19 protein-coding genes are annotated in these 19,302 nt (G+C 64.0%); 5 read left to right on the top strand and 14 right to left on the bottom strand.

Translation table 11 applies throughout. The features are described from left to right. Positions 1–134 precede the first annotated feature (134 nt). Complete coding sequence (locus DESUT3_RS00575; protein ID WP_221250528.1) at positions 135–1,316, top strand: rhodanese-like domain-containing protein; 1,182 nt, start codon at positions 135–137, stop codon at positions 1,314–1,316. A gap of 51 nt (positions 1,317–1,367) precedes the next feature. Here DESUT3_RS00575 and DESUT3_RS00570 read toward each other — a convergent pair whose 3' ends face one another. Beyond that, complete coding sequence (locus DESUT3_RS00570) at positions 1,368–4,376, bottom strand: DNA polymerase III subunit alpha (RefSeq protein WP_221250527.1); 3,009 nt, start codon at positions 4,374–4,376, stop codon at positions 1,368–1,370. On the opposite strand from DESUT3_RS00570, the gene DESUT3_RS21270 reads away from it, so the two are divergent. Then, on the top strand, positions 4,350–4,838 hold the full coding sequence (locus DESUT3_RS21270; protein WP_404827023.1) for a hypothetical protein: 489 nt from the start codon (positions 4,350–4,352) through the stop codon (positions 4,836–4,838). The two genes, DESUT3_RS00570 and DESUT3_RS21270, sit on opposite strands and share 27 nt — an antisense overlap. Before the next feature lie 5 nt (positions 4,839–4,843). Here DESUT3_RS21270 and DESUT3_RS00565 read toward each other — a convergent pair whose 3' ends face one another. From DESUT3_RS00565 to DESUT3_RS00555, 3 genes are all read right to left on the bottom strand, one after another. Then, the gene (locus DESUT3_RS00565; protein ID WP_221250526.1) at positions 4,844–6,070 is read right to left on the bottom strand and encodes a DNA polymerase Y family protein; all 1,227 of its coding nucleotides are present in this window, start codon (positions 6,068–6,070) and stop codon (positions 4,844–4,846) included. A 90-nt stretch (positions 6,071–6,160) separates the two neighbouring features. After that, the gene (gene lexA / locus DESUT3_RS00560) at positions 6,161–6,763 is read right to left on the bottom strand and encodes a transcriptional repressor LexA (protein ID WP_221250525.1); all 603 of its coding nucleotides are present in this window, start codon (positions 6,761–6,763) and stop codon (positions 6,161–6,163) included. 133 nt (positions 6,764–6,896) lie between these two features. Further along, positions 6,897–7,409, bottom strand: a complete 513-nt coding sequence (locus DESUT3_RS00555) for a hypothetical protein (protein WP_221250524.1) — start codon at positions 7,407–7,409, stop codon at positions 6,897–6,899. Between the two features lie 162 nt (positions 7,410–7,571). On the opposite strand from DESUT3_RS00555, the gene DESUT3_RS00550 reads away from it, so the two are divergent. Beyond that, positions 7,572–7,973, top strand: coding sequence for an acyl-CoA thioesterase (locus tag DESUT3_RS00550; RefSeq protein WP_225911583.1), 402 nt, complete (start codon positions 7,572–7,574; stop codon positions 7,971–7,973). A 29-nt stretch (positions 7,974–8,002) separates the two neighbouring features. Beyond that, positions 8,003–8,728 carry a 16S rRNA (uracil(1498)-N(3))-methyltransferase gene (locus tag DESUT3_RS00545; RefSeq protein ID WP_221250522.1) on the top strand — a complete coding sequence of 242 codons (726 nt, stop codon included), beginning with the start codon at positions 8,003–8,005 and terminating at the stop codon, positions 8,726–8,728. A gap of 69 nt (positions 8,729–8,797) precedes the next feature. Here the strand turns inward: DESUT3_RS00545 and DESUT3_RS00540 are convergent, their stop codons facing one another. The 3 genes from DESUT3_RS00540 to DESUT3_RS00530 all read right to left on the bottom strand — a co-directional run bounded on the left by DESUT3_RS00540 (position 8,798) and on the right by DESUT3_RS00530 (position 10,436). Then, positions 8,798–8,986, bottom strand: coding sequence for a hypothetical protein (locus DESUT3_RS00540; protein WP_221250521.1), 189 nt, complete (start codon positions 8,984–8,986; stop codon positions 8,798–8,800). A gap of 154 nt (positions 8,987–9,140) precedes the next feature. Then, the gene (locus DESUT3_RS00535; RefSeq protein ID WP_221250520.1) at positions 9,141–9,347 is read right to left on the bottom strand and encodes a hypothetical protein; all 207 of its coding nucleotides are present in this window, start codon (positions 9,345–9,347) and stop codon (positions 9,141–9,143) included. Between the two features lie 144 nt (positions 9,348–9,491). Beyond that, positions 9,492–10,436, bottom strand: a complete 945-nt coding sequence (locus DESUT3_RS00530) for a DUF1848 domain-containing protein (RefSeq protein ID WP_221250519.1) — start codon at positions 10,434–10,436, stop codon at positions 9,492–9,494. Between the two features lie 142 nt (positions 10,437–10,578). Between DESUT3_RS00530 and DESUT3_RS00525 the strand changes: the two genes are divergently transcribed. Next, positions 10,579–10,806 (top strand): hypothetical protein, encoded by a 228-nt coding sequence (locus DESUT3_RS00525; protein ID WP_221250518.1) that lies wholly within the window; start codon positions 10,579–10,581, stop codon positions 10,804–10,806. A 128-nt stretch (positions 10,807–10,934) separates the two neighbouring features. Here DESUT3_RS00525 and DESUT3_RS00520 read toward each other — a convergent pair whose 3' ends face one another. From DESUT3_RS00520 to DESUT3_RS00490, 7 genes are all read right to left on the bottom strand, one after another. After that, entirely contained in the window at positions 10,935–11,684 is a 750-nt protein-coding gene (locus tag DESUT3_RS00520) for an Asp23/Gls24 family envelope stress response protein (RefSeq protein WP_221250517.1), read from the bottom strand. After that, positions 11,681–14,734, bottom strand: coding sequence for a toxin VasX (locus DESUT3_RS00515; RefSeq protein ID WP_221250516.1), 3,054 nt, complete (start codon positions 14,732–14,734; stop codon positions 11,681–11,683). Before DESUT3_RS00515 ends, DESUT3_RS00520 begins: the two co-directional genes overlap by 4 nt. Beyond that, positions 14,731–15,279: a DUF4150 domain-containing protein gene (locus DESUT3_RS00510; RefSeq protein ID WP_221250515.1), complete on the bottom strand. Its 549-nt coding sequence runs from the start codon at positions 15,277–15,279 to the stop codon at positions 14,731–14,733. The genes DESUT3_RS00515 and DESUT3_RS00510 overlap by 4 nt, the downstream gene beginning before the upstream one ends. A 71-nt stretch (positions 15,280–15,350) precedes the next feature. Next, entirely contained in the window at positions 15,351–15,722 is a 372-nt protein-coding gene (locus tag DESUT3_RS00505; RefSeq protein ID WP_221252421.1) for a GxxExxY protein, read from the bottom strand. Positions 15,723–15,830: 108 nt separating this feature from the next. After that, positions 15,831–17,003, bottom strand: a complete 1,173-nt coding sequence (locus DESUT3_RS00500; RefSeq protein WP_221250514.1) for a hypothetical protein — start codon at positions 17,001–17,003, stop codon at positions 15,831–15,833. Beyond that, complete coding sequence (locus tag DESUT3_RS00495; RefSeq protein WP_221250513.1) at positions 17,000–18,037, bottom strand: DUF2169 family type VI secretion system accessory protein; 1,038 nt, start codon at positions 18,035–18,037, stop codon at positions 17,000–17,002. Before DESUT3_RS00495 ends, DESUT3_RS00500 begins: the two co-directional genes overlap by 4 nt. Then, complete coding sequence (locus DESUT3_RS00490; protein ID WP_221250512.1) at positions 18,030–19,295, bottom strand: hypothetical protein; 1,266 nt, start codon at positions 19,293–19,295, stop codon at positions 18,030–18,032. The genes DESUT3_RS00495 and DESUT3_RS00490 overlap by 8 nt, the downstream gene beginning before the upstream one ends. Positions 19,296–19,302: the final 7 nt, after the last annotated feature.

The raw sequence follows: 19,302 nt of genomic DNA, 5'->3' as shown, positions 1-19,302 counted from the left end.
ATTAAGTCACTTCTCACGTAGAATCCGACTTGTCTTTCCCCGGTTTGTTATGTGGTTTTGTACTGTACCTGCCGATTAGCTTTTGGAAGCTTGAGGAGGGACGCCCTGAACCCTGAACCCAGGAGGCGCGCGACATGATCGGACGTTTTGCTTTGCAGAAAGCCATGTTTCTCTTGGCTCTTTTGGCCGCTGGCTGCAGCGCGGCCGTTCAACCCCAGCCACCGGCAGATCCTGCCGGGCAGGCCACGGCCCAGGCCCCGGGAAAAATCGAAAAGGCCGTGGAGCAGGACCCCGCCTTGCGCATCACCACGGCAGAGGTAATGCATTTGGTCGCCCTCGGGCCGGAATTGGGCCACTTCTTTCTGGTCGATGCCCGTCCGGAGGTCAAGTACCAGGAAGGCCACGTCCCCCACGCCGTCAGCATCCCCAAACCGCTGTTGTCGCAGAACCTCGACAAACTGCCCAAAGACGAGACCATCATCTTCTACTGCGGTGGCCTGCACTGCGCGCTCAGCCCCGAATCGGCGGAAATCGCCAGGCAGAACGGTTTCAGCAACCTCAAGGTCTGGTACGAGGGGATGCCGGGCTGGACCGAAGCCGGCAACTACGCCGTCACCGAACTGCCTTACGTGGAGAAACTGGTCACCCAGGGGAGCGACAAGCCCTTCCTGCTGGTCGATTCGCGCCCCGCGGTCAAATACAACAAGGCCTTCATCCCCGGCGCCGTCTCCATCCCCAAAGCCGAATTCGATTTGAAGAAAGGCCTGCTCCCCACGGATAAAGACCTTCCGGTCATTTTCTACTGCGGCGGCTACAAGTGCGAATTGAGCCACGAATCGGCGAAACTTGCCCTGGAGCTTGGCTATAAGAATGTTTCGGTCTTCGCCGCCGGCGAACCGGCCTGGCAGGAAGCCGGTTTGCCCCTGTGGGGGGATGAGCCGAGCGGTGCGGTCACCAAGGCGGCGCCCAAGGAAGAAGGGGCACTGCCCGAGGCTATCGCCGCCGCCGAATTCAAGCAGTTGCTGCAGAAGGGCAAGATCCAGGTCATCGACGTGCGCGCCCCCAAGGAGTTCGGTGAAGGACACATCCCCGGGTCGATCAATATCTACGACGAGGATTTCATCTTCAAAACCAGGGAGGCCGTGGCCCAACTGGCCACCGACAAACGGGTGGTCTTGGTCTGCTCCACCGGAGCCCGCAGCGCCAGCGCCTACTACGCCATCCTCGGCGAATCGGACTACCCCAACAAAAAGCGCCTGCAGTACCTCGACTGCGTGGTCGACTACTTGCCCGACGGCTCCTTCGTCGCTGACTAGCCTGCTCAGGTCACAGACTCAAAAGCCCCCTCGCCATCGAGGGGGCTTTTTTCACTCCTCGTCCAGAAACCCCACCCACTCCACGTTGAGGGTCGCCACGCCGAACTCCTCGTCCACCTTTCCCTTGAGTACATAGGGCCGGGCCCGCGAGAGCTTGCGGCAGAAGCGGGTGTAGGCGCGGGGGAAGAAGGTGGTGTCGAAGCTGGCGCTGGTGTCCTCGAAGCTGATGAACTCCATCGGCTCGCCGCGGTGGGTCTGCACCACCTTGCCCGTCACCCACCAGCCGACCAGGGTGACGTAGCGCCCGACCCAGTTGCCGAGTTGCGCCGCCTCGATGCGCCGCAAGGCGCCCAGCTGCCGCCGGTAGGGGACCAGCGGGTGGCAGGAGACCAGCATGCCGAGGGTCTCCAGCTCCTGGCGCAGCACGGTGGCGTCGTCGTAGCCGGGCGGGGAGGGGAGCGCCGGGCGCGCCGCCTCGAACAGCGAACCGGTCGCCTGCGCGGCGGGAGCCTCGCGGCTGAGCAGCTCCCAAAGCAGCCGCGGGCGTTTCTGCTTCCCCTCCAGGGCGTCGAAGCAGCCGGCCTTGATCAGCAGGCGGATGTCGGCCGGATCGAGGCGGGTGCGGCGCAGAAACTCCTGGAAATCCCGGTAAGGGCCGCCTCGCTGTCGTTCGCGCAGCAGCTCGTCGAGCCCCTTGCGGGTGAGCCCCTGCAGCTGCATCAGCCCGACCCGCACCTCCCGCTCGCGGCCGCTGTAGGCGCGCTCGCTGGCGTTGATGTCGGGCGCCAGCACCTGCAGACCCATGCGCCGCGCCTCGGAGAGGTAGGCCAGCGGCGAGTAGAAGCCCCCCTGGTTGGAGATGACCGCGGCGATGAATTCGGCGGGGTAGTGGCTGCGCAGCCAGGCCGACTTGCAGCTGACCAGGGCGTAGGAGGCCGAGTGGGGCTTGCAGAAGGAGTAACCGCCGAAGGAGAGGATCTGCGCCCAGGCCTTGGCGACGATCTCTTCGCCGATGCCGTTCTCGGCGGCGCCGGCGAAGAACATCCGCCGGTAGTCCTCGAGCTTCTTCCCCTTGTGTTTCTTGCTGATGATCTTGCGCAGCTGGTCGCCGTCGAAGGCGGAAAATCCCGCCAGCGCCATGGCCATCTGGGTGATCTGCTCCTGGTAGACGGCGATGCCGTAGGTCTCGGCGAGCACCGCGTCGAGCCGCGGGTGCAGGGCCTGCCAGGGCTTGCCGCGCATGCGGGCGACGAACTCGCGGATGAAGTTGTTGGCCGCCGGCCGAATGATGGACGAGGCCATCACCAGGTGCTCGAAGACGTCGCAATGCAGGGTGCGCGGGTCGGGCGGATCGCCCCACATCTTCTGCAGCAGCTGCCGGGTGGCCGGCGACTCGATGTAGAAGCAACCCATGGTCCGCCCCGAGCGCAAAAGCGCCTTGGTCGCCTCGTCGGCGAGGGGATCCCAGCTGGCGTAGTCGATCTCCCGCCCCGTGTTGGCCTGAATGGCGGCGAGAGCGTCGCGGATCACCGCCAGCGAGCGGTTGCCGAGGATGTCGATCTTCACCAGTCCGGCGCTTTCTGCCTGGTCCTTCTCCCACTGGATGACCGGCAGCCCTTTGGCGGCGACCTCGACGGGGACGTAGCGGCGGATCTCGTCGGGGACCACCACCAGCCCGCCGCAGTGCAGCGAGAGATGGCGGAGGTGCCCGGAGAGGCGCCGGGCGACGGCGAGGATGCTGCGCCAGTCCTCGCTGAGCGCCTCCCCCTCGAAAAGCGGATGCTCCTCCACCGCCCGGGCGCTCTGCTCGGCTTTCCAGTAGCCGGAGATGCGCGAGGTCATCGTCTTGATCTCCCCTTCGGGCATGCCGTAGACCTTGGCCACCTCGCGCAGCGCCGCGCGCCCCTTGAAGCCGATCTGGTTGGCGACCATGGCGGCGCGGCGACTGCCGTAGCGGGCGAAGGCGAAGTCGAGCACGGCGTCGCGCTCGTCCCAGGGGAAGTCGATGTCGATGTCCGGCGGGTCGATGCGCCCGGGGTTGAGGAAACGCTCGAAGAAGAGGTTGTGGCGGATCGGGTCGACGTGGGTGATCCCCAGGCAGTAGGCGACCAGCGAGGCCGCCGCGCTGCCCCGGCCGCAGGTGCGCGGCGACTGGGCGGCGAGCTCCTCCACCACCAGAAAGTAGTGGGCGAAGCCCTTGGTGCGGATGATGCCGAGCTCCTTGCCCAGCCGCGCCTCGACCCGCCCGTCGATGCCCCCGTAGCGCCGCAGCGCCCCGGCGCGGGCGCGCCGCTCCAACGCGGCGAAGGCCTCGGCCTCGCCGAGGCCGCGGAAAGCGGGGAAGATGGTGGCGGAAAAGTCCCAGTCGCTCTGGCAGAGCTCGGCGATGTGCGCGGTGTTCTCCAGCGCCTCGGGGCAGTGGGGAAAGTGGTCGGCCAGTTCGGACTCGGCAAGCAGCAGGTCCCAGGGGCGGGCGACCGCCTCGGCCTCCAGCCGGCAAAGCTTGGTGTTGAGCTGGATGGCCCGCAGTACCCGGTGCAGTTCCAGATCGTCCGGCTCGAGCAGGGTCGCCCGGCTGGTCGCCACCGGCGGCAGCCGCAGCTGCCGCGCGCAGGCCAGGGCGCGGTGCAGATTATGCCCCGGCGACAGCTCGGCGTAGAGCCCCTCGCGCTCGTCGCGGCACAGCGCGCCGAGCAGCTCCGCATCGTCGCTGAGCACCACCAGCCCGCCGCGGAAGCGGCGCAGGCCGGCAGGCAGCTCGAAGCCCTCGCGACAGTGCAACTCGGAGAGCAACCGGCAGAGATTGGCGTACCCCTCGGCATCCCGCGCCAGCAGCACCGCCCGGTGCCGCGCCGTCACCGCCTCGGCGCCGATCAGCGGCCGGATGCCGTGCTCCGCCGCCGCCTCCAGAAACAGCGGAATGCCGTAAAGCCCGTTGCGGTCGGTCAACGCCAGGTGCGTCATCCCCAACCCCCGCGCCCGCGCACACAGCTCCGCCGGCGTACGCACTCCCCAGCCGGGGGAGAAAGTGGAATGGGTGTGGAGATGGGTGAAGGGCATGGTGGTCAGTGGTCAGTGGTCAGTGGTCAGTGGTCAGTGGTCAGTGGTCAGTGGTCAGTGGTCAGTGGTCAGTGGTCAGTGGTCAGTGGTCAGTGGTCAGTGGTCAGTGGTCAGTGGTCAGTGGTCAGTGGTCAGTGGTCAGTGGTCAGTGGTCAGTGGTCAGTGGTCAGTGGTCAGTGGTCAGTGGTCAGTGGTCAGTGGTCAGTGGTCAGTGGTCAGTGGTCAGTAAAAGTATCCCCCTTTGCCCCCGCCGGAGCGAAGTGGACGTTTTGCGAAAAAGACGGGCAAATTTTTTGTAGGGGCAAACCTATGTGTTTGCCCTTTTGCCCGTCCGCGAAACGTCTGCGCAGCGGAGGGAACCCGCCGCAGGCGGGCGGGGGCAACGGGGGCGCCCTTTTGATCCAAACTTTTGGGCGAACAAAAGTTTGGGCGGCGAGCGGGGCCGCGACCCCGCGGTCCTGAGGTTTTCAGAGACCGTGCCCCTGCGGTCTCCTAAGGTTTTGCCTTTCAGCCATTTCCGGCAGCCCAGGAAGGCTCCGCCCCCTCCGCACCACCCCCATCCCATGCCGCTCCCGAAGCGCATCAAGCGCCCGCTGCAAGGCCTCATCTTGCGCCGAAGCCGCTGCCCCGCCGCAACCGAACAGCTCCAACTGCGCACTCGCCTCAGAGAGCTGCCGGCAGACCAGCTTCATCCCCTTGACCCGCACCCGCCGCTGGCAAGCCTGAAAGAACAGCCCCTCGGCCGCCGCCAGCAAGGCGAGATCCTGGTTTTCCGGCGCAGCCAACGCAGCAGTTCGCCGCTCATTGACCCCATCGGCATAGTGCAGGGAGAAGACCAATTGCCGCGCCCCCCGACCGAGTTGCCGCAGGCGCAGCCCGCACCCCTCCACCAGCCGGCAGAGCTCGGCAAGCAGCACCGCGTCGTCGTTCTCCTCCTCGGCGAGAAATGTCTCCTCCGCCACCTCGGGGCGGCGGCGCGGCGGCTGCACCGGCGAAGGGTCGACCCCCTGCGCCCGCTGCCGCGCCAGCGGCGCGAAGGCGCCGAAGACCAGCCGCAGCTGGGGCAGGGAGAGGGCAGCCAGCTCCTCCACCCGGCGCAGATTTAGCTCGAGCAGCAGCAGTTCTTCGCGGGTGGCGCCGATGCCCGGCAGCACCGAAACCGCCAGCGGCCCGATGAAGCTGCGCTCGCTGCCGCGCAGCACGTCGCAGACCCCGGGGCGGCGCAGGTAATGGGAGGCGATGCGCGAGACCAGCTTGTTGCCGGCCACCCCCACCGCGCCGTGCAGCCGCAGCCGGGCGGCCACTTCCTTTTCGAGCCGCGCCGCCACGTCGCGCCCGGGACCAAACAGCCGCCCGCAGCCGGTCAAATCGAGGTAGAGCTGGCCGCCCTGCTCCGGCTCCCAGAGCGGCGTGTAGCCGCGGGTCAGCTCCACCAGGGCCTGCATCGCCCGGCCCACTCGCGCCGGGTCGGGGGTGAGCAGCCGCAACCCCGGGCAGCAGCGCTGCGCGCGGTAGACCGGCATCCCCTCGCGCACTCCTTCGGCCCGGGCCTCGGCGGAGACCGATTGCAGCAGGGCCCGGCCCGAGTTGCCCGGCACCACCGCCAGCGGGCGCTCGCGCAGTGTGGCGTCGATGACGCGGGCGACGGCTATGGGGAAGTCGGGGATGGTGAAGTGAAGTATGTCGCGGTTCATAAGGCAAGTAATGAGTAATCAGTGATCAGTAATTAGTAAAAGCCAGTTCCGATGTTACTCATCACTTATCACTCATTACTCGTCACTGGTTTACAAGCAATGGCGAATGACCCCCACCACAACTCCCTCGATGCGAAACGACTCTTCATCTTCGACGACAATCGGCTGCATCGTTGGATTGGCAGGGTGGAGTTCGATTCGTTCACCCTTGCGGTAAAGCCGCTTGACGGTCGCCTCGCCGGCGATGAGAGCGACCACGGTCTGGCCGTTGTCGGCGGCGGCGGTTTTGCGCACCACCACGTAGTCGCCGTCGAGGATGCCGTCGCCGATCATCGAGTCGCCCTTGACCCGCAGCACGAAATTCTCGCCGCGGCCGACCATGGAGGCGGGGACTTCCAGGGTGTCGGGCGTTTCGATGGCTTCGATGGGCCGGCCCGCCGCCACCGTGCCGACCAGCGGCAGCTCAAGCCCCCGGCTCACCGGGCGCATCACCCGCATGCCGCGCCGGGCGTTCCAGTCCCGGGCCAGGGCCCCTTCCCGCTCGAGGCGCACCAGGTAGTTCTGCACCGTGCCGAGGGAGCGGAAGCCGAAGGCGGCGGCAATCTCCTGCTGCGACGGCGGATACCCCTCCCGCTCGATGTGCCCCTCGATGAAATCGAGTATCTTCTTCTGTTTCGGCGTCAACGGACTCACGGGCTACTCCTCACTCCTCACTCCTCACTCCTCACTCCTCACTCCTCACTCCTCACTGAACTTATATGCGTAAGTTTTGCGTATGTCAAGCACGCAAAAAAGCCCCGTCGCAAAACGGGGCTGTCGATAAGAGTCAGATATGCCGGGCAACCACCCGCGCGATCTTGACCAGGGCGGACAACTCGGGCTTGCCGAAATCGCCGCCGGCGGCCGCCGCATCGGCCCCCTTGCGGCAGACCTGGACAACGCCGCGGATCCCGCCGTCCGCCGCCAGGGGCGCGCTGATGATCTTCTGGATCGGCAGGGGCCTGCCGCCCTCCTCCGAACCGAGCCGGAAGTGCTCGAAGATCGAGGTATGCGCGGCCGAAGCGAAGCGGTTGTTGAGAAACGCCTTGTTCTCCCGGGCGGTGCGCGCCACCAGGGACTCGGCGGAGGAGAGGGGGACCAGCCCGGAGGTCTTCAGCTTGAGCGGCCACCGAAAACGCAGCACCTGCGTCTCGGCATCGAGCACAAAGACCGCAACCTCGTCGACCGTGACGCGAAACGCCTGGCTGAGCGCCTGGGCGACCGCCTTGAGCCGCTCCTCGCCGGCCGGTTTGGCCGCCAGCTGCGTTTCCAGTTTCTGGCAGAACTCGTCGATGTTCATGGTTCCTCCAGCCGCGGTTTTCCCATTGATTCAACACAAGGACACTTACGGGCCAAGAAAGAAGATGCAAGCGGTGGGCCGGAAAACCCGATGCCGGTTGTGCCCCGCGGCCTTTTCCGTTATTTTGGGGGCGTCCCGCATCACCCGAGGAGGCAAAAACCCGTGACCGACTACGATTTCACGCTGGAATTCCAGGTCCGCGACTACGAATGCGACATGCAGGGGGTGGTCAACAACGCGGTCTACCAGAACTATCTCGAACACACCCGCCACGAGTTCATCAAACAGCTGGGGCTCGATTTCGCCGAACTGACCCGGCAGCAGGTCAACCTGGTGGTGGTGCGCGCCGAGCTCGACTACAAGCGCCCCCTGCGCAGCGGCGACCGCTTCCGGGTCGCCACCCGCCTGGAGCGGATCTCGAAAATGCGCTTCGCCTTTTTCCAGGACATCTACCGGCACCCGGACGAGGAACTGGTCCTGCAGGCCAAGGTCATCGGCACCGCGCTCAACGAGCGGGGCCGGCCCAAGCTGCCGAAACAGATCGAAGAGGCCTTGAGCCGTTAACCCGGATTATTCATGAATAGCCCGAGCTGATGAACCTGATTCTGCTGTTTGACGAGGATTTTGTTGCGGAGCAGCGGGTGCGGCTGACCGGCCGGCGGCTGCAGCATGTGCGCGCCGTGCACCGCGCCGGGGTCGGCGATCTGCTGCGGGTGGGCAGGGTCGGCGGCCGCATGGGCGAGGGGCGGGTGGTGGAACTGAGCGACGAACAGCTGCTGCTCGAGGTGCGCCTCGACCAGGAGCCGCCGCGGCCGCTGTTGCTTTGCCTGGTGCTGGCGCTGCCACGCCCGAAGATGCTCAAGCGGGTGCTGCAGGCCGTCACCTCCCTGGGGGTGAAGCAGATCTACCTGGTCAACAGCTACCGGGTCGAAAAAAGCTTCTGGGGCAGCCCGCTGCTGCAGCCGGAAAAGCTGCGGGAGCACCTGGTGCTCGGCCTGGAGCAAGCCCGCGACACCCTCATGCCCCAGGTTCATCTGCGGCCGCGCTTCAAGCCCTTTGTCGAGGACGAACTGCCGCAGCTGATCCGCGACACCCTGCCGCTGGTCGCTCACCCGGTTGCCGAACAACCCTGCCCGCCCGGCGTTGCGGGCCCGGTGACCCTGGCCATCGGCCCCGAGGGGGGCTTTATCCCCTACGAGGTCGAACTGCTGCAGGCCGGCGGCTTCACCCCGGTTTCTCTGGGCGAGCGCATCCTGCGCGTCGAAACCGCGGTGCCGGTGCTGGTGTCGCGGTTGAAACCCCCGGGATCCGCAGCTTGAGCCAGCGGCAACAAAGCACCCCCTTCCGGGGATCTTTCATCTCAAGTGCGCCCTCGGCCGTATCCCTGATCAGTGGGACTCCTCTTTGCAGTTCTCCTTGATCCAGGTCTTGTGCTCGCCGGCAACATCCACCTCGAACTCCCCTTCGTGGCAGGCCAGGACCTTGCCGATCTGGTGGGTGACGACGTGCTTCACGAATTTCTCTTTTCCAGTGCCGATCGCCTGGCACATGTTTTGGTATTCCTGGGTTCTCATCATCAGCCCCCTTTCCTTTCGGGCGCGGGAAGGGTATCTTCCGTCCACGTCCTGAAATAATTTTAGCACGCCCAACTGCGGATTCACCTCGCCGCAACGCCACCTGCCCCTCGCTCGGCGCCATGCTCCCGAACCCGGCTGCGGCGGCAAACTCACGTCAGTCGTGATAATCGAAATCGGGCCTTGGGAACTCCCGGCATTCGCCTCTGCTCCAGGTTTCCCGCTTGCCGAAAATATCCACCTCCACCTGGTTGCCATGGCAGGCGATCAACTTCCCGGCGTGGTGGTTTTGCAGGTTCTCCACGAAGTGCTCTTGGCCTTTTTGCAGGGAGAGGCACATTACTTCGAATTCGGCGTCTTTCATGACTCTCTCCTTGAGAAAATGTGTGTTTTGCCGATGTTCTTCCTGCTGCTATTGTACCCGTCAGCCAATCCGGAGAGCAACGCGAGGCGGAGCCGGCCTCCTGGTGGCTTGCTGTTGGGCAAGCCTTGGAGGGGGGGGGATGCTTCAGAAAAGGCTCATCTGGCCATCCCTGCGCCTTTCCGCCTCCCCCAAGAGCAACGGGCTGCGGGGATCGTGCGCCTTGCCGCCCGCCAGGGCCCGGTCGACAGCGGCGTAGCAATACAGACAACCGTGTCGGCAACTGCCGTAGATGCCGATGTCGACACTCTGCAGACACCCGCACTCCGGGCGCTGTCCCGGATCTTTGCGCTGCACTAGCTCCAGACCAAACAACTGGCGGATCAGCTCCCCGTCGATGCACCGCGCCGAGCGGATGCCGAAGGGGCGCAGATCCACCTTTTCCGCGCAGGCGAACAGCTCCATCCCGTTCTTGGCCGCCTCATCCGCCAGCGCCGCACCGACCCGTCCTTTCAGCAGTCCGGCCTGCTTCGGCGACAGCTCCCCCGGATCAAGAAAACGCAAATTCGTTGTGTCCGGGGCCCTTTCGAGGCGGGTTTTGACCTGCCGGTAGTAGTGGGCGAAGCTGAAGACGCACCGCTGCACATACCCCCTCAGCGCCCCGGCCAGGCGGGCGAAGCTTTGAATGCTTCGCTCTTCGGATGCGGCTTCCCAAAGCACGATCGGGTCAAAGCGCCAGATCACCCGCTCGCTCCCCAGGCGGCGGCTGAGGGCGCGAATAGCGGCTACGAGTTCGGCGCTTCGCGGCACTCCCGGCTCCAGAAAATCCGGAAGTCCGGTCAGCGTGACCTGAAAATAGTAGCGCTGGCCCCGCCGGTCGAGCTCTTCCAGGTGCGCCAGCAGCGGCCGGGGATCTCTGGTCCAGAACACCAGGCAGGCGACCTTTTGAGGATGCAGGCTGACCGCGGAGATCTGCGCTGGGTTGAAGGGGTTGGGTACCCAGGCGAAGCCTTCCCGAATCCGGTTCATGAACCAGTCCGCGTAAAATGCGGGGATGTCGGAACGCCGGCTGACGGAGACGATTTGCTTCATCCCGCTATTAAACACCCCGGGCAAAAAATTCGCACGACCAATTTTTAGGATATTATCAATACATGCACTGGGCCGTTCAGAACGGTCCATAATTACTGCCTGGACCGAATTCGGGATTCAATATCGTCAGAGAGGAGCAGTCATGGCTGAAAAGAAAATATGCGTCCACAGGTTTCCGGGATTCACTGACGATACCTGTCCGCGGGAATTCGACCTTGAAGGGAAAACCATCGAAGTGATGGAGACTGTTGAAAACTGGGTGGAGGGAGAGGGTTCCGGGAAAAAACACTTTTTCAAGATCAAGGGGGACGACAACCAACTCTATACCATCTGTTTCGATAAAAAGAAAAACGGCTGGTTTTGTCTTTGAGATGGGTTTGGGCTGGTAGGGGGGGGGAACGCCCCTGGTGTTTTTCAAATGCTCCGACCGATCGGTCCGATCTGACGGATCAGTCGGATGGGTTTCTAACCCCTCAGCAGTCATCGAATTCACCGCGTTTAACTCGCAAGCGCCTGCCTCTCCCGGGAACTGAGCCTTCGCGCCTCGTCGCGCTCCCGGTAGGGGTCGAAGACCTTCCCCGGCGGCAACGGGCGGCTCTTGTCCATGTACCAGCAGTAGAAAGCCCAGTCCTTCCAATTGTCCTGCACCAGACCGAATTCGATGGCCTGACCGTCGCTGGGACGAAAGGCGGCAAGGACATAAAAATTGACGATCGAGCCAAGGTTGCGGATGCGCTTGACCTTGAGTTCGTGGAAGGGCACGACTTCGTGCTCGCCCCAGAAGCGTGGCGGCAGGGTTACCGTACCGTTTTCCCGGTCGAAGATCATCAGGCGCTCTTTGGGGCGCTTGAAGAGATAGACGAAGGCGAGGATGCAGGGTGGGAGGGCGAGTAGAGACATCCCAAGAATAAACAGGCTGCATATAACAATGACCCAAATTTCATAATTATTGGGAAGGTCACTTCCAAATCCATAAAAATCCGAAAACAGAACCCAAACCCCTGGAATGATTCCAACAGCAAGAATGAAGACGGCGATTCCTGCCCACAACAGCACTCCCCAAAGAGGTTCAGTTACATCGTGGACGAAACGGTTATTGTCGAGTTGAATTACTTCTGAACTCTTGGCGAACCCCAGCGTGATAACATGAGGCTTCTCACTGAAATAACTGGGAGACAGCCATTCCTTGGTGCTACGGACTCGGTCAAGTACCCTCATGTAGCGATGTATGAATTCAAGGAAGCTCATGCCTTGTCCTCCCAGAAGTCCTTTCGTTCCAGTTCAGCGATAGTGCCGATTTTTCGTATTTTCGTGGTGATATCCTGCCCGTCTAGTTGCATGGCCGCTCGTCGCACGCCCAAATAACGGAATTCTCCGTGTTCGGCAGGGGCGGGGTAAAAACGCCCTGTATACCTGCTGGAGCAAATTCGACTGAGAAAAAGAAATTCCCCGGTCGTTTCCTGTTGCCGAACCAACTCTTCATCAAGTTGGTAATCCAGCAGAACGGTTTCAATTTTGCCTCCGTCGTCAGCCATCGTTTGCCCGACATGAGCTGGTTGGGTTAGAAGAATCATGGGGCCACCGAAACCTTTTGGATAGTAGCGGCACTGGAAATCCATGTCGCTGAGATAGGGGATGAACGGTGGCAGGGTGATTTTAACTTGCACGCCTGTGCCGCGGGAGAATTCAGTAAACGTATTGGCCGAGAAGGCCAGTGTTTTTTCTTTCCAATCGATGCCTCCATCGCCGTTCAGATCTTTCGCCGGCAGCCTGACCCTCTCGCGTCGTGCCCACAACTCGGCCTGGAATGCGTAAAGATAGTCGTCGATCAGCGCCTTCCGGATAGTCGTCCAATCGACCCACTCTTTGGCAAAATGGTCGGTGACAACCAGAGTTTCGGCGCCTGTTCGAATCTGTGCCCAGAGGTCCTTTCCTTGAGGTGCAACCCGGCTCAAAGGGCCGTTTTTTGCAAACCGCTCCAGGGGATCGTCCTCCAGGAGACCACCGGCAACCACAGAACCTATGCCTGCAGTGGCGAACAGGAGAGCCCACCCCAGACCAGTTAAAGTCAGAGCACCAACCGCAGCAACTGCACCTATCAAGTAGGCAAGACCGGCGTCATTGTCTTTTTCGGAAAAATTCGTAATGCTGTCCCAGGAATTCAAAACCCCCGCCGCCGCATTCCCAACGAACTTGCCGGTCCTCGCCAGCCGCAACAACCGCCCGCTCTCCTCCTTCCCCACAACCCGCAGCCACAAATTGCTCAGCTCGGCCAATTGCTCTGCCGCGCTGCCGGCAGCGCCCGCGAGGTTGATCCCCTTGATGCCGAAGCTGCCGAGGCTTTTCGATTCATCGAGCACCTGCCGCCAGGCACTTTGCAGGTTGACCAGCTCCAGGGCCAGGAACAGTGGCTTGACGGCCCCGGCCCGGGCCAGGGAACTCTGAAACCGGGCCGCCACCTTGGCCAGGGGCGCTTTAACTTCGCGAGCGATGATCTGTCGGACGACGACATCCACCCTCCGGTATTCGACAGGCAGTATCCGCAGGCTCCGCCCAGAGACCACCGCGCGGTAGCCTCCGGTGCCGGGATAAACGAGGGTCTTGGCGTGCTTGGCGGCAAGGGTCCCCGCCGTGACGGCCTCTTGCAAACGGAAGCTTGTGCCGCCTTCGACCGGACGGTACCCCTCGGGGATTTCCAGGTCGGGGAAGCTCTGCTCGGCAACCACGAATTCGGGAAAACCCGGCACTTTGATGGTGTTGATGCGCTGTGCCAACCATTCCAGGGTGGCGATTTCCGAGGTGGTGCGGGTGGCGAAGGTTTCGACCAGAGCGGCACCGATGGTTCCGGCCTTGATGGCAATCGGTACGTTCTGGTCTTCGATGACGGCCTTGAGCCGCAGTCCCAGAGGCGCTGCCGGATCCTGCAGGTGCTGCACGCTTGCCGCTGCAGCGGCGCCCCGGTTTTTCTGCTGGCTGCACAACACCTCGGCATCTTGGTCGAGAAGTCGGGCCGCGGTAATTTCCCCATTTTGCAGAGCGTCGATATAAGCCGTGCCGGCATCCGCATGGGTTGGCTGCCGAGCATCAGGCCGGTCGAGCCGGGCGTCCAGAGCCGTGGCGGGACGGTCGAGAAAACGGCCATGGTAGAGGGCCACCCCTTTGCCCGAGATTACCCGGGCGGGAAGGTTCTCCAGATAGTCCTCGAGCGCCTGCTGGTAAGGATCGCGCGACAGGAACTCTGCAAGGGTTTGCTTGCTTCGTGCTATGAGGCCACGCTGCTTCTCGCGTTCCTTTGCACCAAGCAATACATCCAGGTGCTCCTGATTGAGATGGGCGCCGTACCTTTTGCGGTTATCCGGCGAGGCGAAACCGATCTGCTGCATCAGGAGCGCCACTTCGAACTGGGCCGCAACCTGCCGCCGGGCCTCGTTCTCCTCCGGCGTGAGTTCAGCGGCCCTGTTCCCCTGCTGGGCGCGTTTTTCCAATTCGGCTGGGCGTACTCCCGAGCGCAGCGACTCGAGCAGGATTTCCATATCCGCCCAATCCGCCTCATGGGCCTCGGCCAGGGCGGTCGCCACCCCCAACGGATCATGCAGATAAACCACCGGAATATTGCTCTGCCGCTGCAGCGCCAGATGGTAGAGCTGCGGCGCGTGGACGACGTTCTCGACTCGTGCCTTGTTCCCCTCGGGCAGCTTCGGCTCGAACCTGGTGTCGTAGCCGGAAAGGTCGATCTCCTGCATCCGCTGCCGGCGAATCTCTGCATCTTCCTGCAGCTTTTCGATGCGCGCCCGGCTCCACTGGACCTCGGAGAAGGCCATCTCGATGGTCTGAATTTCGCCGAACACCTTGTAGGGCACCAGGACCCGGCTGTCGAAATAACCTGTAGCTTCGCGCTCATCCTTGCTTTTGTAGTACTGCAGATTGACGTCGCGCATGTGGCCACCGTCGGCGACTTCGAGCTCGCGCCACAGCGTGCCGTTGCGGAACACATAGAGCCAGCCTGGTCGAAGGGTGACCGACTGCTGGGAGTCGCCATCAGGGGTGGTGTAACGCAGGGGGATGACCGGGACCAGCACGTTGGCCCCTTTCGGATGCTTTCTTTTGGCGGAAGAGCTGACCGTGCCCAGGGGAATGTTGTTCCAAGTATGGCGGGAGTCCTGCAGCTTGAGCCAGAATTTTTTCTCGCCAGGCGCTACCGAAAATACAACCTCTCTATGCCCGGCTTGCTGGTTTTCGGTGCTGTCGACGGGCTTGTTAATGCGGTTTGGGGCAAGCTGCTGCGGGTTGCCGGTCATGCCTCGCCCTCCCCATCGGACTCTCCACCCTCGAACAGCCCTTTGACGAAATGCATCTCGTCGCCGGCGACTTCCCACTCTACGGCGTCGGGCAGATCTTCGCCGGCGGTCTCATCAGCCCCCTCCAGCGCACCCGCCGGCAGTTTGCCCGCTCCAGCCTGCATCAGGGGGACAGGGGCGGTGTTCTTGTTGTTGGAGACCATCAGGTCACCCTGCCGGGCCGCGGGAACCCCTTCGATGAAGACGTTGGAGGAGGCCGTGATGAACTCGGCCTTGCCCTGGATGGTGCCCGAGCTGATCCCCTTGCGGTCGCCGGGCTCATCGCCGGTGCTTTTGGAGAAAATCGAGGACTTGGTGCAAACGGGCTGGCCGTTGACCAGGACGCTGCCGGCGGTCTTGGCCGCGTCGCCCGATCTGGCGATGTTGGTGTAGGGGATGGGGACGACCGGCTTGCCGACCTTGGTCCAGCAGACGTCGACGGTGGTCAGGGTGCCGCCGCTGCCGGCGTGGACGGCGGTGCGGCCGTTGATCAGGACATTGCTCATTTCATTTCCTCAAAGCGTGGAAATCCCCAAAAGCGATTCACCACGAAGTACACGAAGGGCACGAAGAAAGATCAAAGGACAAATCTCTTGATTCCTTTTTTTAGAACGACTTCGTTGAAATTAATCAGCAGACCAACATCAACCTGGGCAAGTTTCATATAGGTGAGAAGTTGTGCTTCGTGGATTCCTGAAATCTTTTCAACACTCTTCAATTCAACAATCAGCTTATCATCCACCAGAACATCCACCCTGTACCCGCAATCGAGCTTCACCCCTTTGTATTCTACGGGGAGTGAGTGCTGGAGTCTGAAAGGCACCTTGGTCAGAATCAGTTCCCGGGCAAGGCATTGCTCGTAAGTCGACTCAAGCAGTCCCGGTCCTAAGGCTCTATGGACCTCCAGAGCGCAGCCGATGACCTTATTGGAAAGATGATCGAATTCCATTTCGTGCCCTTTATTAAATCCAAAATCTTTCACCACGAAGAGCACGAAGGACACGAAGAAAATCTTAGAAATTGGGTTTTCCTTCGTGCTCTTCGTGTCCTTCGTGGTTTAACGTTTTTCCTTCCAAGTTTGAAGCAAAACCGCCCCGCGAAAAGGCCCATCCCCAGCCTCGCAGACCAGGATGCTGCCCAGCTTCGGGTGCTTGAATTCGAAGCGGGCGCAGGCCAGGGCGATGTTGATCGGCAGGGCCGCGGCCCCCAGGCTGCCCAGGGCGAGATGGGGCTGCAGTTCTTCCGGCGGCGCTGGCGGTTCGGCTTGCCGCAGCGCTGGTCCGTCTTGCGAGGCGGCCTTGCCGTTAGGCGGCCAGAGTTTCTGCGTTGCCTGGTGCCACTCAAGCGCCCCGGCGGTGTCGCCGCCGAAAGGGACAACCACGCCTCCCAGGGCATGCCTGCCCAGGCCGGCCTGATCCAGAACCTGCTCGGCGGCGGTCGCCAACCCGGTCATGCGGCGGCTGCCGGCATCTCCGGCATGGGGCTCGGGGGCCTGGGCGACGCCTTTGATGCTGGCCCGAACCGGCGGAGCGGGATCTTTCCGGGTATTGCCGGGGGCCTGCAACACCAGGTAGGCAGCCCCTTCGCCGGGGACCAGCCCTTCCGCGCCGCCCACCGTCATGATCCGCCCGGCCAGGGCCAACTCGGTGCAGGTCACAGCATCGACCAGCGAGTCGACGCCGCCGAAAAGCACCGTCTGCCAGGTGCCCTCGGCCAGCCCTCGGCAGGCCTCGGCCAACGACGCCGCGCCCCCCTGGTTGGCCTCGACAAAGCGGAACTGGGCGGTTTCAAGCCCCAGCGCCTTTGCCGCAATCTCCAATTGCTCCGGGTTCAAGGCCGAGCCGCGGGCAGCCGTCTTCTCCGGCACCAGGGTCACCACCAGCGTCTGCTCCCGGTCAATTGCAGCCGGCAGGGCGGCGAGGACCTGGGAAAGGGCGGTTTCGGCCAGCAGTTGCATCCGCTCGCCGGGGTGGCCGAGCCCCTCCAGGGCAGCGATCGGAGCGGTCAGAACCGCCTGTTCGCCCGCCTGCCCCACTGCCGGTACGCTGATCAACGGATCGGGGCGGGCGCCGGAGAGCGGGCTGCCCACCGCGCCGAGCAGAGCGAAGGGCTGATCCCCGGCAAGGCAGATCAAGCCGATCCCGGTCACCCAGATTTCCGGAAAAGGACCGGCGGCCGTCGAAGTCCCGGGTTGGGGCGCCGCAACGCTGGACTTTTTCGGCCAGATCATGCCGCATCCTCCTGCCGTTCGGGATCGCGCAGGATCACCCAGCCGCTGCGCTTGTCGCCTAGCTCCCAGGGGATGCCGGAGCGCCAGAGCAGGCAGAGCTGCCGGGCATCGGTATCGACCAGCAGGGTGTCGCAGGCCGCCCGCAGGGCCTCGGTTCGCCCATCCACCGCCAGCCGCAGATCGGGGAGGATCCGCGGCACCTGAACCAGGATCCCCTCGGGCGGGGCGCCCTCCACCAATCCCTTGAGGTGCAGGGCCTCGCCGCCGGAAAACGGCCCGTCGAAGCGCTGATCCGGCGGGGCCGCGTTGTACAGTTCGGGCGCCACCTCGAGAGGGAAAGGGCAGCCGCCCCAGGCGACGGCTTCGAGGTCGAGCTTGTCGAAGAGCGACAGCCGCGGCTTCCAGAACGGGGCGATGGGCCCGAAGCCCGCCGGCGTCTGCCGACTGGTCGGCGCGCTGATGAACCTGGGCCCGATCTCGATCTGCGGCAGCGCCATCCCCTTGACCCGCCACCCCTTCTGGCTGTAACCCTGGCCCGCCGGATTGAGTTCGTAGAGCTGCTCTTCGTGGTTCGGGTCGATGCCGCCATAGGCGCTCTCGTAGCGCAGGGGGAGCGGCTGCAGCGGCCCGGGATGGCTGGCCGAGATGCCGAGAAGGCCCTTTTCCCAGCGCCGCGGACCGAACACCCGCAGTTTTTTTTCCCAGAATCTGTCGTCAGCCCGGCGCAGACCGACCGCGACCTCCATGACCGTCGCCCCGGCCCTGGCCGGACGGGCGGTGCCGCTGACCAGCAGCTCGCCACCGGCCTTGAAGGGGACGGTTTCGCAGGCGGCGGCCAGGCTCGAGCGCCCCGGCTCGCTCCAGTAACGATCCGCCTCTTCGATGGCGGGCGGCGCCTCGCAGGGGGCGAGGCGCCCGTTCTCCTCAAACCGGAAGGCCGCCTTGACCACCACGGTCATCTGCCGCCGGCCGTCCCGGCTCCAGCCGGGATAAAGGCCAGCCGCCCACCCGGATCGGTTGTCCAGCTCAAGCATGGCTGCGTCCCTCCCGGGTGGCGGCAGGGGCGCTTTGCCCCGTGGACATTTTCAATTTCCCCAGTCGCTCGCGGCGCTCGGCCATCCAGTTTTCCGGTTGAATCCCCAGCGGGCGCCCCAGCTCCAGGGCAAGCAGGTCGAACCGGTCCCGATGGTGCCGGCCGACCCGCTCCAGGGCCAACTCGACCAGGGATTCCTGGCGCAGGGGCCTTCCCCGGCAGATCCGCCCGGACGGCGCCCATGTGCTCTGGTTTTCCTCCAGCCACCTTCCGGCTGCCTCGGTCGCCGAAACGCTGTGGGTCGAGCCTCCGCCGCCTTTCCCCTCGATCAACCTGAGCCTGGGCTGAAGCGGCAGGGGATGTCCCGTCAGCTGCTCCCAGGCCTGGGCCGCCGGCTCCATGAAACGCGGCTGCTGCAGCAGGACGCTCAGCTCGCGGGCCGCTTCCCGGCTGCCGTGCAGAGCAAGGAGTCGGCAGCCGCCCTCCGGGCTCTGCTGCAGGTGGCTGCGCAGCACGGGCAAAAGCTCGGAATCGCCGCTGAGGGCGGCGAGTCGCAACAGCGTATCTCGCTCGGCAGGTTCGGTCGCCAGCTCGATACCCCGACGCAAGGCCGACAGTGCTTCCGGGTCGCGGCGAACCATCCCTCCCCACAGGGCCAGGCCCATCACCCCGGCGGGAAACCGGTTGGGCAGGGTGCGGCCGAGCAGGTGACGGTAATAGGCGCGAAACAGCTCGACGCCTATTTTCTGCTGGTCCGCGGCATAGGCCAGCGCCGCCCGCTGCAGCTCGGGGCTGCGCCCCAGCAGCTCGGCATTGTTGAATAGGGCAGGGGGCACCTGCGCGCCCTGGGCACGCCAGAGCTCGAAGAGGATCGGGCGCAGCGCGGCGTACCGCTGATATAGCCCAAGCAGGGTTTCGTCCTGGCCCGAGAGGGGAAACAGGGCCAGCGCCGCAAACGCCCCCTCGCCGGCAGGTCCGCCAGCGAGCAGCCACTCGCCGGCCTGGCGGCGGGCGGCCTCGCGCACTTCGGAATCGGGGGAACTGAGGCACGCGGCCAGAGAGACGAAGGCCTCAGGCGCCCGGCGCGGTTCGGTCTCATGGTTGGGCAGACGCGCCAGCACGTGCAGGTGCAGACGCAGCCGCTGCTCCAACCGACCGAGGGCCTCGGCGTCGGCCTCTGCGGCGGCCAGCCACTGGCTGCGTTGGCGGAACAGCAGGCCCGCGCCGTCGCGGTGGGTCTGGGCGAAAAATACCTGCATGGAATAA

It is taken from the genome of Desulfuromonas versatilis (assembly GCF_019704135.1).
GTDB classification, from domain to species: Bacteria; Desulfobacterota; Desulfuromonadia; order Desulfuromonadales; family NIT-T3; genus Desulfuromonas_A; species Desulfuromonas_A versatilis.
The sequence above is the reverse complement of the archived record's forward strand: the minus strand, read 5'-3'. Positions and strand labels throughout refer to the sequence as shown.